The 13,337-nt window shown below is 61.8% G+C and carries 10 protein-coding genes; all 10 read right to left on the bottom strand.

What is annotated here, in order from left to right:
• Nucleotides 1–190: 190 nt before the first annotated feature.
• Nucleotides 191–952, bottom strand: coding sequence for a PIG-L deacetylase family protein (locus tag GIR22_RS03310; protein WP_154741923.1), 762 nt, complete (start codon nucleotides 950–952; stop codon nucleotides 191–193).
• Between the two features lie 201 nt (nucleotides 953–1,153).
• Nucleotides 1,154–1,813 (bottom strand): glycosyltransferase family 2 protein, encoded by a 660-nt coding sequence (locus GIR22_RS03305; protein WP_154741922.1) that lies wholly within the window; start codon nucleotides 1,811–1,813, stop codon nucleotides 1,154–1,156.
• Nucleotides 1,810–2,409 carry an SAM-dependent methyltransferase gene (locus tag GIR22_RS03300; protein ID WP_154741921.1) on the bottom strand — a complete coding sequence of 200 codons (600 nt, stop codon included), beginning with the start codon at nucleotides 2,407–2,409 and terminating at the stop codon, nucleotides 1,810–1,812. Before GIR22_RS03300 ends, GIR22_RS03305 begins: the two co-directional genes overlap by 4 nt.
• On the bottom strand, nucleotides 2,406–3,164 hold the full coding sequence (locus tag GIR22_RS03295) for a PIG-L deacetylase family protein (RefSeq protein ID WP_154741920.1): 759 nt from the start codon (nucleotides 3,162–3,164) through the stop codon (nucleotides 2,406–2,408). The genes GIR22_RS03300 and GIR22_RS03295 overlap by 4 nt, the downstream gene beginning before the upstream one ends.
• Nucleotides 3,161–4,159: an acyl-CoA dehydrogenase family protein gene (locus tag GIR22_RS03290; protein ID WP_154741919.1), complete on the bottom strand. Its 999-nt coding sequence runs from the start codon at nucleotides 4,157–4,159 to the stop codon at nucleotides 3,161–3,163. The genes GIR22_RS03295 and GIR22_RS03290 overlap by 4 nt, the downstream gene beginning before the upstream one ends.
• A 1-nt stretch (nucleotide 4,160) precedes the next feature.
• On the bottom strand, nucleotides 4,161–6,320 hold the full coding sequence (glgX, locus tag GIR22_RS03285) for a glycogen debranching protein GlgX (RefSeq protein WP_154741918.1): 2,160 nt from the start codon (nucleotides 6,318–6,320) through the stop codon (nucleotides 4,161–4,163).
• A gap of 134 nt (nucleotides 6,321–6,454) precedes the next feature.
• Nucleotides 6,455–6,700: a DUF2934 domain-containing protein gene (locus GIR22_RS03280; protein ID WP_154741917.1), complete on the bottom strand. Its 246-nt coding sequence runs from the start codon at nucleotides 6,698–6,700 to the stop codon at nucleotides 6,455–6,457.
• Between the two features lie 23 nt (nucleotides 6,701–6,723).
• A complete protein-coding gene (locus GIR22_RS03275; protein ID WP_154741916.1) occupies nucleotides 6,724–9,492 on the bottom strand; it encodes a malto-oligosyltrehalose synthase in 2,769 nt (922 codons plus the stop codon).
• Nucleotides 9,489–11,570: a 4-alpha-glucanotransferase gene (gene malQ, locus GIR22_RS03270; RefSeq protein WP_154741915.1), complete on the bottom strand. Its 2,082-nt coding sequence runs from the start codon at nucleotides 11,568–11,570 to the stop codon at nucleotides 9,489–9,491. The genes GIR22_RS03275 and malQ overlap by 4 nt, the downstream gene beginning before the upstream one ends.
• The gene (gene treZ / locus GIR22_RS03265; protein ID WP_154741914.1) at nucleotides 11,567–13,321 is read right to left on the bottom strand and encodes a malto-oligosyltrehalose trehalohydrolase; all 1,755 of its coding nucleotides are present in this window, start codon (nucleotides 13,319–13,321) and stop codon (nucleotides 11,567–11,569) included. The genes malQ and treZ overlap by 4 nt, the downstream gene beginning before the upstream one ends.
• Between the last annotated feature and the right edge of the window lie 16 nt (nucleotides 13,322–13,337).

Below are 13,337 nucleotides of genomic sequence, written 5' to 3'. Positions count from 1 at the left end.
AGGACCTTGAAACCGTTGAAGGTCCTTCGGCCCTTGTCGCAGCCTCGTGCCTCGGCAGCGGCTACACGGGACCGTCGATCACCGACCACCGATTTCCTGTAGCCGCTGGCGCAGCCTGCGATCGGCTGCGCAGCAGTCGTCTGGGCCTTGAAATTGCTGAAGGTCCGCGGCTACAGGCGTGTATAGGCGCCTACAAAAGCACGATTTCGTAGGGCTCGCGCATGCGCTCCAGCAGTACCTGCGCGAGCATTGGCGCCAAGCCGATTTGCGGATCACCCACCAACTGGCTGGCATAGGCGTGGGCCGCATGGAGCTTGCGAGCGACGCTCCAGGTGTCGAGGCGAATCTTGCGTGCCCGTTGCCAAGGGAGGCTGATGGCTTCACGAGCGGGCCAGTGCCAGGCCCAGACCGGCAATTCGTACAACCGGGCGCCCACCAGCAGGCAGGCCTTGGCGGCGGCGCGGCCGACGGCGGCGTGATCGTCGTTACCGTCGGAGCGCCAGGTGGTGAATACCACGTCCCCGGGTTGCAGGTAGCGGGCAATGAACTGGCTCAGTTGTTGCTCCTGTGCCGCGAGGGCGTTATCGGTAAAACCGCCGCGTATCCACTTCAGGCTGTGCAAGGGCACGCCCAGGCGTCGCAGGGCCTCGACGCTTTCCTGGGGGCGAACCACGCTCAGGCGCTTGGCGGGCCAGACGTTGGAGCCGGGATGGCTGGCGCTGCCGTCGGTCACGGAGATCAGTTGCAAGGGATAATCCAGAGTACTCAGCAACTGCAGCAAGCCGCCACAGGCCAATACTTCATCGCCAGGGTGCGGAGCGATTACCACCACGCGTGCACCAGCGGGTACCAGGGTGGCGGGATTGATAGCAGGAACTTGAGCCAGTTGCGGGGCGCTGTTCCAGATTTGCGCGGGGCCACGGCGGCCTGCAATCGAGGGGGCGGGCTTCATCAATAATACGTCCTTGTCTGTGTAATACCTGGTCGTAACCCGCTTACGGGACGACTGTGATGGGTCGCACGAGCACCTTGTTCGGGTGAATCATGAAGGGGCGCTCACGCAGTGCCGACGCTCCAACCATGGATTGCCGCACCCAGAGTATTGATCATAGTCAACGATTCGTCTCATTTACCGCCTCCAAGAGCGCTATTTTTACGAGACCTGCACCAAACTCCTCAGGTAGTCACCAAAACCGCCCTTGGCTCGACAATCCAGGCGTGCACTGGTGATCACCTGAGGACGATGGCTCCAGGCGATGGAAGCACCGCAGCGTTCCAACTGAAGCACCAGTTGCACATCCTCGTGACAGGCCAGGGGTTCGAATCCGCCGGCGCGCACATAGGCAGCAGCGCTGATCCCCAGGTTGGCCCCATGAATGTGTCGATGACCATCCCGCGCCTCGTAGGCCTGGTGATAGCGGATTTGCGCGGCGGGGTCGAAACCTTCGTTCCAGGTATCCAGCGTCACAGTACCGCACACGGCGTCCACCCCAAGGGCCAGTTGTGCAACCAACCAGTCCGGGGCAACACGGCTATCGGCGTCCGTGCAGGAAATCCAGCGCGCACCGCTATTGAGTAAATACCGGGCACCGACACCGCGCACATGGCCGACATTGCGCGCCTGAACTTCCAGGATGTGCACAGCAAACGCCCGGGCGATGGCGGCACTGCCATCGCTGCAACTGTCGAGCACCAGCAGCGTCTGCACTTCCTCACCCAACAATCCCGGATGACTGGCCGCGACCATGGCCGCCTTCAGGCATTCCTCCAGCAGCGCTTCTTCGTTGTGCACCGGTATCAGAATGCCAATCATCGCAGGCCCTCCCGAGAAGCAATCGAGGTGTCGTCATGGCACCACAGGTCGAGCAGCAAATCACTTTCGTGGTGATGGACCAGACGCGGCATTTTTAGCCGCTCATGTAAACGTTCGTGCACCTGTTGGCCCGTCTGCGGGCAGCCTTCTATGTCGGGGCGCCAGTGGCACGCGAGGACTTGCCCATCAGGGGGTAAGGAGGCGAGGGCGCAATCAATCAGTACGCACAGGTCGTCATGATCCAGGTAGTAGCAAAGTTCACTGAGCACAATCAACTCGAACGATTGCGTTGGCCATTGCTGCGGCAACCGACTATGCCTGACCTCGGCATGGGCAAAATCCTTGAGCCGCGCCTGGGCCAGAACCACCGCAGCCGCCGAGGTATCACAGCACACCAGATGGTCACAGCGCAGCGCCAACCCGGCGCTCAGTTCGCCGTTGGCGCAACCGGGTTCAAAAATCGAGCGGTAGTGTGGCTGGGGTAGTACCGCCAGGGTCAGCGAGCGTTTGCGGCGTTCGTACCAGCGCTGGCGAAACGCCCAGGGATCGTCGTTTTCGGCAAACAGTCGGTCGAAGTATGGGGTCATAACACTCATACGAATACCACCTCGAACGGTTGCAGCAAACGTTCCAGCACAAAGGGCGCCAACACCGGTGGCAGGCCGATCTGCGGGTCGCCCTCCAGTTGGCTGGCAAAGGCGTGGATGGCATGCCGTTTACGCGCCACGGCCTCGGGGCCCAGGGGGATTTTGCGGGCGCGCTGCCAAGGTATCTGGCTGTCCTCTGGGGTTGCCCAATGCCAGGTCCATACCGGCAACTCAAGCAATGTTGCACCGATGTTGCTGGCGGCGACGGCACTGGCACGGCCGACAGCTTCATGATCGCTGTGACCGTCTTCGCGCCAGGTGGTGAAGACCACATCAGTGGGTTTGAGGTGGCGCTGGATAAACTCGCGTAATGCCTCTTCCCGGACCGCCACCTGGCTGTCGGTGAAGCCGGCGCGCAACCATTTCAGGCTGTGCAACGGCAGGCCCAGGCGATGCAGGGCCTGAGCCGATTCCTGGGGACGGACCACGCTCAGTCGTTGTACCGGCCAGCGGCGCGAGCCGGGGTGACTGGCGCTACCATCAGTCACGGAAATCAGCTGCAACGGCCGCCCGAGTGCCGCCAGGCCTTGCAACAGGCCGCCACAGCCAAGTACTTCATCATCTGGGTGTGGCGCGATGATCACGGCGCGACTGCCTTCGGGCACTAGCTCGGCAATATTGACCCAGGGCAATTCGGCCAGGCGTGATGAGCTCTGCCACACGTGCAGCGGTGTACCCTGGCCGACAATAGGGTTGGTTTTCATAGTTGCCACCTTCCTGATGGTTGGTCTGCAATGAGTTGGCCAAGGGTGGCCAAGTCGCGCTCGGCATGGCTTTGTCGCAGGTACACCGGCAAGTCGGCCATGAGTTGGGCGAAGTGCGGGTCCTTGCAGTAGGGACCCGCCCCCAGAGCGCGCCCGACATGAGCCATCACTTGATTTGCGGTGTCTTCGGTACAGGCCCGCGCCTGCTGGGCCAACAGCTGGGTATCAACCTTGGGCTGCCGGTCGATGTGTGCGGCACAGTCGCGCAATACGCAGGCAGCGCTGTGCAAGGCACTGTCAACGCTGCCCAAGTGGGCGAGGGCATGGGGTTGCGCGTGGCGTGCGCAATGTTCACGCAGGGTTTCAGCCAGGCGCTGTGCGGCACCGTACCAGCACGCGGCGATGCCAATCCCACCCTGCCAGAAGCCCGGGCGAGCCAGGTAGTCCCCAGGCCCGCCGATGGCAACCCCGAGCGCTTCGTCGAACTGCACTTCAACACTGGCGGTGGCCGCCATGCCCACGGCACACCATCCTTCGGCGGTGACGGTGATGCCAGGATGCTGCATGTCCACCGCCACCAATTGCTGGCGATCCTCTTCATCCCAGGCGGTCAACAAGCCATGGCTCACTACTGCCGCGCCGGAACACCAGGCCTTACGGCCATTGAGCAGCAGACGCTTACCGTCACGCCGCAGCCGAACCCGGGCCGTTGGCGGCTCTGCGGCCCACATGCCCCAGGTGCTGCCCACAGGGGGCCGCGGGCTATCGAGTTCAGCGATAATTGCCAAGGCATCGGCATGCCCCTCAAATAACTTGCATAACCTCAGGTCATGGCCTGCCACCTGCGCCAGGCGGCTGAATCGCTCCAGGGTTTGGCCCTTGCCGGGCAGCGGCAATTGATCCAGGCCTGCGTCTACCAACTCTCTCAATGCCTGGCCCAGGGCGAGGACATCCGGGTAGCTGCGATAGCCTTGAAGAAATCCGTGCAGTGCCATCTCACACCTCATCCTCATACTGCAACTCAAACAACAGCAATGAGCGCCCGGTCACCGCATATTCGTGCTCGAAATCGAAACGCTCCTGGCCCCGCACGGCCGGTTGGTTGGTGTCGACCATGCAGGTCCAGAAGCCACCTTCGGGGACGGAGGGCAGGCAGAAATTGACCGTGTCGTGATGGGCGTTGACCACCAGCAACAAGGTGGCATCAGCCCCGGGACGGCGGATGCCGGTTTCCTGGGCACGGCCATCCATCAACATTCCCAGGCAGCGTCCATTGCTATCCTGCCATTGCTCGGTGGTCATTTCACTGGCGTCGGGGGCCAGCCAGGTAACGTCTTTCACGCCGATGTCTTCGTTGTAGTCACCCACCAGGAAACGCCCGCGACGCAGGATCGGGTAGGTCAGGCGCAGCTTGATCAGACGCTTGACGAACTTGAGCAGGGCCTTGCCGTCGTCGTCCAGGTCCCAATTGACCCAGCCGATGTCACTGTCCTGGCAATAGGCATTGTTATTGCCATGCTGGGTACGAGCGAACTCATCACCGGCCACCAGCATCGGCGTGCCCTGGGCCAGTAGCAGTGTGGCGAAGAAGTTGCGCATCTGTCGCAGGCGCAAAGCGTTGATCTGCGGGTCGTCGGTAGGGCCTTCGACACCGTGGTTCCACGACAGATTGTTATTGCTGCCGTCCTGGTTGCTCTCGTCATTGGCTTCATTGTGCTTGTCGTTGTAGGACACCAGGTCGTGGAGCGTGAAACCGTCGTGGGCAGTGATGAAGTTCACCGAGCTATAGGGCCGCCGTCCGCGCTGGTTGAACATCTCACCCGAGGCGGTCATGCGCCCGGCAAAATCCGCCAGTTGGCCATCATCGCCTTTCCAGAAGGCGCGCACGGTATCGCGGAAGCGGTCGTTCCACTCAACCCAGCCGGGCGGGAAGTTGCCTACTTGATAGCCCCCCGGGCCGATGTCCCAGGGCTCGGCAATCATTTTCACCTGGCGCAGCACAGGGTCCTGACGGCAGGCAACAAGGAAGCTGTGGCGTTCGTCGAAACCGTCGTGGTAACGGCCGAGAATGGTCGCCAGGTCGAAGCGGAAACCATCGACGTGCATTTCCGTCGCCCAGTAGCGCAGGGAGTCGGTGACCATTTGCAGCACGCAAGGATGGCTCAGGTCCAAGGTATTGCCGGTGCCGGAGTCGTTGATGTAGAAGCGCTTGTCATCGGGCATCAGTCGATAGTACGAAGCGTTGTCGATGCCGCGCATGGATAGGGTCGGACCTTGTTCGTTGCCTTCGGCGGTGTGGTTGTAGACCACGTCGAGGATCACTTCCAGCTTGGCTTCATGCAGGTGCGCGACCATCTCCTTGAACTCGGCGATCTTGCCGCTGGCCAGGTAGCGTGGGTCGGGGGCGAAGAAGGCGATGCTGTTGTAGCCCCAATAATTGGTCATGCCTTTTTGCAGCAGGTGCTGGTCGTTGACGAAGGCGTGGACCGGCAGTAACTCCACCGACGACACCCCCAATTGGCGGATATGTACCAGCACATCGTCGACCATCAGCCCGGCACAAGTGCCGCGCACCGCTTGCGGTACCGATGGATGGCGCATGGTGATGCCACGCAGGTGGGTTTCGTAAATGATCGTGCGATCCCAGGGCACCCGCACCGGCTGGTCATTACCCCAGGTGTGGGCCGGATCGATCACTTTGCACTTGGGCACGAAAGGCGCGCTGTCGCGCTCGTCGAAACTGAGGTCGGCATCGGGGTGGCCGATGGTATAGCCGAACAGGGCTTCGGACCACTTGAGCTCGCCCACTAACTGCTTGGCGTAGGGGTCGATCAGCAATTTATGGTGGTTGAAACGGTGGCCGTTGGCCGGGTCATACGCACCGTACACGCGATAGCCGTAGATCAGCCCGGGGTGGGCGTCAGGCAGGTAGCCATGGAAGGTCTCGTCGGTGTATTCGGGCAGTTCAATGCGTTCCAGTTCGACTTCGCCGGTATCGTCGAACAGGCACAGCTCAACTTTGGTGGCATTGGCCGAGAAGAGCGCAAAGTTGACCCCCAGACCATCCCAGGTTGCGCCGAGGGGGAAGGGCAAACCTTCACGAATCCGCGACGGCTCGTGGTCGGGCGTCGGTTGGGCTTTGTCGGGTTTGCTCATTGAATCGTTGCTCCTGCAATAGTTTTTCAGACCGAACGCGGCCGTGCTGACTAAGCGTCAGGTGATGGGTGCACATCCTCTTGTGGGCGCGGGCTTGCCTGCGATAACGGGGTTTTCCACCAGGACGTCCATGGTTAGCTGGATGGCTTGCGTGGTGCCCTGGGCTTTTTCTCGGCGGCCGGCTTGGCTTTTGACGCGGGTTTAGGCGCGGTTTTCGGTTTAGCGGTCGCCTTCGCCTTCGGTTTGCCTGGCGTCAGCGCTTCGGCCTCGGCCAATTTGCGCGCCATTTCCCAATGGCGGGCTTCCTGGCCTTCGGGTTTGCCTTCGGACTCCCAGATCTGATACGCGAATTCGCGAACGCGTTTGTCTTCGGTACTCATCGCATGGCTCCTCATAGAAAATTTCAGCTTTCTTGATGATCAGGGTTGATAAAGACATTGACCGGCAAATCTCCCAGGGCAGTGCTGATCTTCAGCTCCTTGCTGGGTGTGACTGCGCTCGTTTGGAAAAGTCCCTTCCAGTTTTGGGTTGGCGCGGCGAACGGTAGTTTGATCCGGGTGTCGCCCCAGACCTGTGCGTTGACCAGGGGCTGCACACCGTCATCAAGCAGGTGATGGGAGCAACGCGGTACTACCGCCAACAAGCGCATACCCTGATATTCGCGGCAGAAGGCGAGCACCTGCCCGGCGTGCTCACCCACCACTTCCAACGGTTCGTAGCAGCCCAGGCGAAACACTTGTGGGTAGGCTTTGCGCAGACCAAGCACTTGGGCGATGAATGCCTGCTTGATGCGCCCGTCACGCCAGTGCAGCAGCAGTTCGGCGATGTCGGTGGGTGATTGCAGCGCCTGTTGCCGGACATGAAAGTCCACCGGGCGGCGGTTGTCCGGGTCCACCAGGCTGAAGTCCCAGAACTCATCGCCCTGGTATAGGTCGGGTACCCCCGGTACGGTCATGCGTAGCAAGGTTTGCGCCAGGCTATTGAGTGCGCCGGCCGGAGCAATAACCTGGGCCGCAGTGCCAAGGGCTGTGCGCAGGGGCCGGCCTTGATCATCGAGCAACAGCCGTGAAAGGAACGCTTGCACACCGTGCTCATACAGATCGTTGGGCGCACTCCAACTGCTGTGCAGCTTGGCTTCGCGCAAGGCCTTTTGTTGCCATTGCCACACCCTCTGGTGATAGTCGGCCAATGCCTGGGGGTCATCGCTGTGCAGGTTCAGGGGCCAACTGCCCAGCAGCACTTGATAAAGGATCAGTTCATCGCCCGCCGAAGGGGTGCTGGCATCACTGCGCAAGTGCTGGGCCAGGGTGCGCCAGTGTTCCACTTGGTGGATGTACCAGTCGGCACGCTCGCTGAGCACCGCCAGGCGCGCGCGCGTGTCTTCGCCACGCTTGTGATCATGGGTGGCGGTACTCAGCAAGTTGTCGGGAAAAGCCTGCAAGCGCTGCTGGTTGGCAGCATGAAAATCGCTCACCGGTGCGCTGAATTGCTCTGTGCTGAAGCCCACATCGTTGCGCGAGAGCAAGACTGCCGAACGATAGAACGCGGTGTCTTCCACAGCCTTGGCCGCCGCCGGGGACGTCAGTTGCTGGAAGCGCACGCAGGCGTGCTTGAGGATCTTGCGTCCGCGCCCCGGCGGCAGGCTGCGCCAGGGTTGGCCGCCGAGCCATTGTTCCAGATAATCGAGCACCGGCCAGTCAGCTTCGCCCAGGGTGCTGCGGGCACCCGCCAGGGCCTGCTGGAAGAATACGTCGTCCCGCTCACTACGGCCCCGGGCGCTGATATAAGTGCGGTACACCGGGAAGTGCACTATCAGTTCCTGTAAGGCCCGGCGAATCGCACCCAGGGTCAGGTCGCGGCTCATCACATCGTCACGGGCCACTTGTAACAGGGCCTGGGCGACATTTTCAAAATCACCGGCCAGGGAGCCGTTGAGGATCTGCTGGCGTGCCAGCCAGGCCTCTTCGACAAAGGCCGTCGGACGCTCGGTGTGAAGGGCCCACAGCTCGGCCAGGGGCTCGAAACCTTCGGGATTGTGTTGCAATAACGAAACCTGATTCATGAATTCGTAGCCGGTGGTGCCGTCCACGCGCCAGTCTTCGCGCAGGGTTTCGCCTTCACCGAGGATCTTTTCCACGAAAATTGGCAGGTGTCGCCCGAGTGACAGCGCATCTACTCGGCGTCGTAGCTTGCGACAGTAGCCCCGAGGGTCGGCGAGGCCGTCGATATGGTCAATACGCAGGCCGTCCACCAGGCCCTCGCTGATCAATTGGAAAATCTTGCCGTGGGTGGCCTCGAACACCGCGCTACGCTCCACCCGCAGACCGCCCAGCTCGTTGACGTCGAAGAAGCGCCGCCAGTTGATGTCATCAGCCGCCGTGCGCCAACTGGCCAGGCGATAGCTTTGTTGCTCCAGCAAGCGGTGCAGGCGTTCAAAACCTTCTGGTTGGCAGGAATCGTACAGGCTGAGGCAGTGTTCGATGGCGGCGAGGGTAGCGGGATCCCACGCCCGCTCGGCCAGTTGTTGCTTCAGCACGGCGGCCAGGGGGTAAGCACTTGGCTGATAGGCGAGGCTGCTGAAATCGTCGGCCAGGACCTTGAGCGGTTCATACAGGCGCAGGATGTCGCCGTAGTCGCCGGGGTTGATAGGGAAGCGGTGTTCATAATGCTCGATGAAAAAACTGCCCTGGCGTGGGTCGAAGCGCAGAGGGATATTGCCAGCCTGGAGCGCTTGGCCATAGTCACGGTCCAAGAACGGCATCAGCAACTGGCCCTTGAGCAATGGGTCCGGCGAATGCCACTGAATGTCGAAAAACTCGCTGTAGGGACTCAAGCGTCCCCACTCCAACAAGTCCAGCCACCAAGGATTATCGGCACCGCCGACGGCCATGTGGTTGGAGACGATGTCGAGGATCAATCCCATATCGTGCTTACGCAAGGCGGCCACTAACCTGCGCAGGGCGGCTTCACCGCCCAGCTGCGGGTTGACCGTGGTGGGATCGACCACATCATAGCCGTGCATCGAGCCGGCACGGGCGCTGAGCAACGGTGAGGCATACAGGTGGCTGATACCCAACTGGGCAAAATAAGGCACCAGGGGTACCGCATCGTCCAGGGTGAAGCCTTCATGAAATTGCAGTCGCTGGGTAGCCCTCAGGATCGGGGCACTCATCGGTCACGCTCATGGGCTTGAATGCGCGCAACGGCCAACAGTTCGAGGCGTCGGGCGGCGTTTTCGTCGTCGAGCAAGGCGCTGACGTCTCCCGGCAAGCGACGTCGCCAATTGGGATGGGTGTCGGTGGTACCGGGAAGGTTGGCTTGCTCTTCGACGCCTAGGGCGTCTTCCAGGGGTAGCAACACCAGTGGCGCACGGGTATGACCCAGGTAACGGATGCTGGCATCGAGGACGTGATCGGTGTCGTTACGTATTTCTTCTCGGAAATTCTGTGAGTCCTGGCTCAAGGCCTGGCGCAGTGCCTGACGCTCCCGCAACCGATGCTCACTCCATTGCTCCACGGTGGGCCCGTCAATCAGCCCCAACTGCAGGTTCCAGTCGATGTCACGGCTGTGCCACCAGCCATTGAGCGTCGGTAAATCATGGGTACTGGTAGTGGCCAGGGCGTTATCCGGCCAATCGAGGATCGGCTTGAAGTGGCCGTGCTCCTGTTCGAACAACAGCACACGCATGCCAAGGATCGAGCGAGCGATGAGCTTTTCCCGCAGGCCATCAGGAACGGTGCCCAGGTCTTCGCCCAACACCACAGCCTGGTGGCGGCTCGACTCCAGGGCCAACAACCGTAATAGGTCGTCCACCGGGTAATACAGGTAGGCACCTTCCTGGGGAGAAGCACCTATGGGAATCACCCATAACCGCTGTAAGCCCATGACATGATCGATGCGCAATCCGCCAGCATGGGCGAAGTTGGCCCGTAGCATTTCGATAAATGCCCGGAAACCATTGCGCTGCAGGCCTTCGGGTGAAAATGCGGAAATGCCCCAGCCCTGGCCGGCGCGGTTGAGGATGTCCGGCGGGGCACCCACGGTGAGGTCAGCGAGCAATTCATCCTGGCGACTCCAGGCCTGGCTGCCGCCGCCATCGGCGCCCACCGCCAGGTCGGCAATCAGGCCGATACCCATACCGCTGCCCCGGGCGGCTTGTTGGGCCCGTTCCAGGCAGCGCGCAATCAACCATTGGCTGAACGCGAAGAAACCGATCTGTTGCACGTTGTCTTCGGCAAACCGCGCCAATGCCGGACTGCGCGGATCGCGCCATTCCAGGGGCCAGTGCCGCCAGTCAAGGCTTTCGCCATTGGCGGCGCGTTCGCTCTGCAGCGCTTCAAAACGGCAGTGGTTTTCCAGGGCTTCGCCGCCGGCCTGGCGGAAGCTCAGGAAGTCGGCATGTTGTGGGTGATTGCCCTGGCGAAAATCCTCGTACAGTGCCCGCAGCAAGCGTTGCTTGGCGTTGGCTGCGGTGGGCCAGTCGACCAGGCCCTGTTGCTCCAACGCCTGGCGCTCATTAGCCAGGCCGCAGGCCTCAATGGCGCTGCGCACCACGCGTTCACCGAGGATGCAACCGGGGGAGGCGTAGAGGCTGTTGAGGAACAGGCGGCTGGAGGGTGAATAGGGGCTGTAGCGCTGGGTATCGGCGCTGAACATCGCATGCATCGGGCTGATTGCCAGGGCATCCGCACCGCGCTCGGCAGCCGCGCGAGCCAATTGTTCCAGGGCCTGGGTATCGCCAAACCCGCCGTCGCCCGGGCGGCGCAGGGCGTAGAGCTGGGCGCTCAGGCCCCAGGCCCGGGCAGGGCGACTGCCCACCGCTTCGTCGACGCGGTAGCAATGGAGGGGCGCAACTGCCAGGGTGAAGTGTTGGCCGGCAATCTGGACGCGCTGGTAACCGACCGCAAGCGATCCGGGCAGCGTCGCATTGTGGTCCAGGTGGAGGTCCAGGGTACTGCCGTCTTCCAGATGCACCTGGCACGGCGTGCCGGGGGCGAAGAATCGTGCGAGGTCCAACCCTTTGCCGTGGTCGACGGTCATCAGCGGTGGCAGGTGCTTGTCTTGCTGTACCCGCTCGAGGTCTTGCAGGCTGGTCTCGATGGCTTCGTCGCTGTCGGCCGGATGGCCCAGGCCTTTGAGGACCGCGCGCAGGGCATCGACCTTGACGCGTTGGGGGCGGCCATTGGCGTCGATCCAATCGACGGCCAGGCCCGCTCGGCTGGCGAGAATTTCCAATTGGGCTTCGCTCAAGGGTGCTCTCCAGTAGAGGAAAAGGGGCCCAGGCTGACGCGGGCGCTGAAAGGTGCCAACTGCTGGTCTGTAACGGCGTGGGTGGCGAACACGGTGTGCTCCGCCGCCAGGCACTCAAGGGTGACCGGGCTCAGGTTAAGGTCGATTTGCAGCAGGTTGCCGTTGCCCAGGCGCCAACGGGCAGATACCGCGCCTTCCCCCAGCACCCGTGCTCCCAGGGCTTCGCTGCCGGGCAGGTGCGGCACGATATGCTGGTGCCGCAGGCTCAGCAGATGCCGATAGAGTTGCGCAGTGCTGCACTCGGCCAGCCGTGGCACCGAACGGCGAAACGTTGTCAGGGCATTGGGGTCGGGGATGTGCTCGCGCTGTTCGGGGTCGGTAAAGGCGGCAAACTCGGCAAACTCGTTGCGCCGACCCTCGCGCACCGCCTCGGCGAGCTCACCGTGGTGGTCGGTAAAGAACAGGAAGGGTTCCTCGGCGTTGACTTCGTCGCCCATGAACATCAATGGGATCATCGGCGACATCAACAGCAACGTCGTGGCAGCCCTTAACGCTTCAGGCGAGCAGAGCTGGTGCAGGCGTTCCCCGAGGGCACGGTTGCCGATCTGGTCATGATTTTGCAGGAACAGCACAAAGGTGCTTGGCGACAAATGCCCGCTGGGCTCGCCGCGCTGGCTGCCGTGGCGGTTGGCATGGCCCTGGTAGATGAAGCCTTCGCTCAGGCAGCGAGCCAGTTTGCCGGTCGGGTCGTTGGCAAAGTCGGCGTAGTAGGCGTCGGTTTCGCCGGTCAGCAGTACGTGCAGGGCGTTGTGCCCGTCATCGTTCCACTGGGCATCGAACCCTTGCTCAAGCAAGCTGGCCTGGTTGAATTCGTTTTCCAGTACCAGCCAGATGTGGCGTTCCGGACCCACCTGTTGACGCACCCGACGGGCCAGTTCCTGGAGGAACCCGGGATCGTTGATGGCGTGGACGGCATCCAGGCGCAAGCCATCAAAACGGTAATCCAGCAGCCACATCAGCGCGTTGTCGATAAAGAAGTCGCGTACTTCGCTGCGACGGAAGTCGATGCCGGCGCCCCAAGGCGTGTGGGTGTCTTCGCGAAAGAAGTGCCTGGCATAGTGGCCGAGGTAGTTGCCGTCGGGGCCGAAGTGGTTGTAGACCACATCAAGTATCACCGCCAGGCCGTATTCATGGGCGCTGTCGATCAGTTGTTTCAACTGCTCGGGAGAGCCGTAGGACGAATGCGCAGCGTAGGGCAGGACTCCGTCGTAACCCCAGTTACGCTCACCGGGAAATTGCCCGATAGGCATCAATTCGATCGCAGTGATGCCCAGCTCGGCCAGGCGCGGCAGTTGCTGCTCGACTGCCGCGTAGCCTCCCAGGGCGCCGACATGCAGCTCATAAATCACCGCCTCGTGCCATGGCCGCCCGTGCCAGGCGTCGTGACGCCAGTGGTAAAGCAAGGGGTCGAGCACCACGCTGAACCCATGAACATCCGTGGCCTGGGCCCGGGAAGCCGGGTCGGGCACTTGCAGTTCACCGTCGATGTTGTAGCGGTAGCGAGTTCCCGCCAGGCAGTGCAATTGCGCCACGAACCAGCCATCTGGTTGAGCCGGCATGGCTATTGACTTGCCTTCTTCAAACTCAAGGTTTACATAAAGCGCATCTGGCGCCCACAAGGCAAAACGGGTGTGTTGCGCGTCCAGCATGATTGCGCCGTGGGACCAGGTTTCCAGATTCCTTGACGGCATCTATGAAGACCTCTTG

It is taken from the genome of Pseudomonas karstica (genome assembly GCF_009707515.1).
GTDB lineage: Bacteria > Pseudomonadota > Gammaproteobacteria > Pseudomonadales > Pseudomonadaceae > Aquipseudomonas > Aquipseudomonas karstica.
The sequence above is the reverse complement of the archived record's forward strand: the minus strand, read 5'-3'. Positions and strand labels throughout refer to the sequence as shown.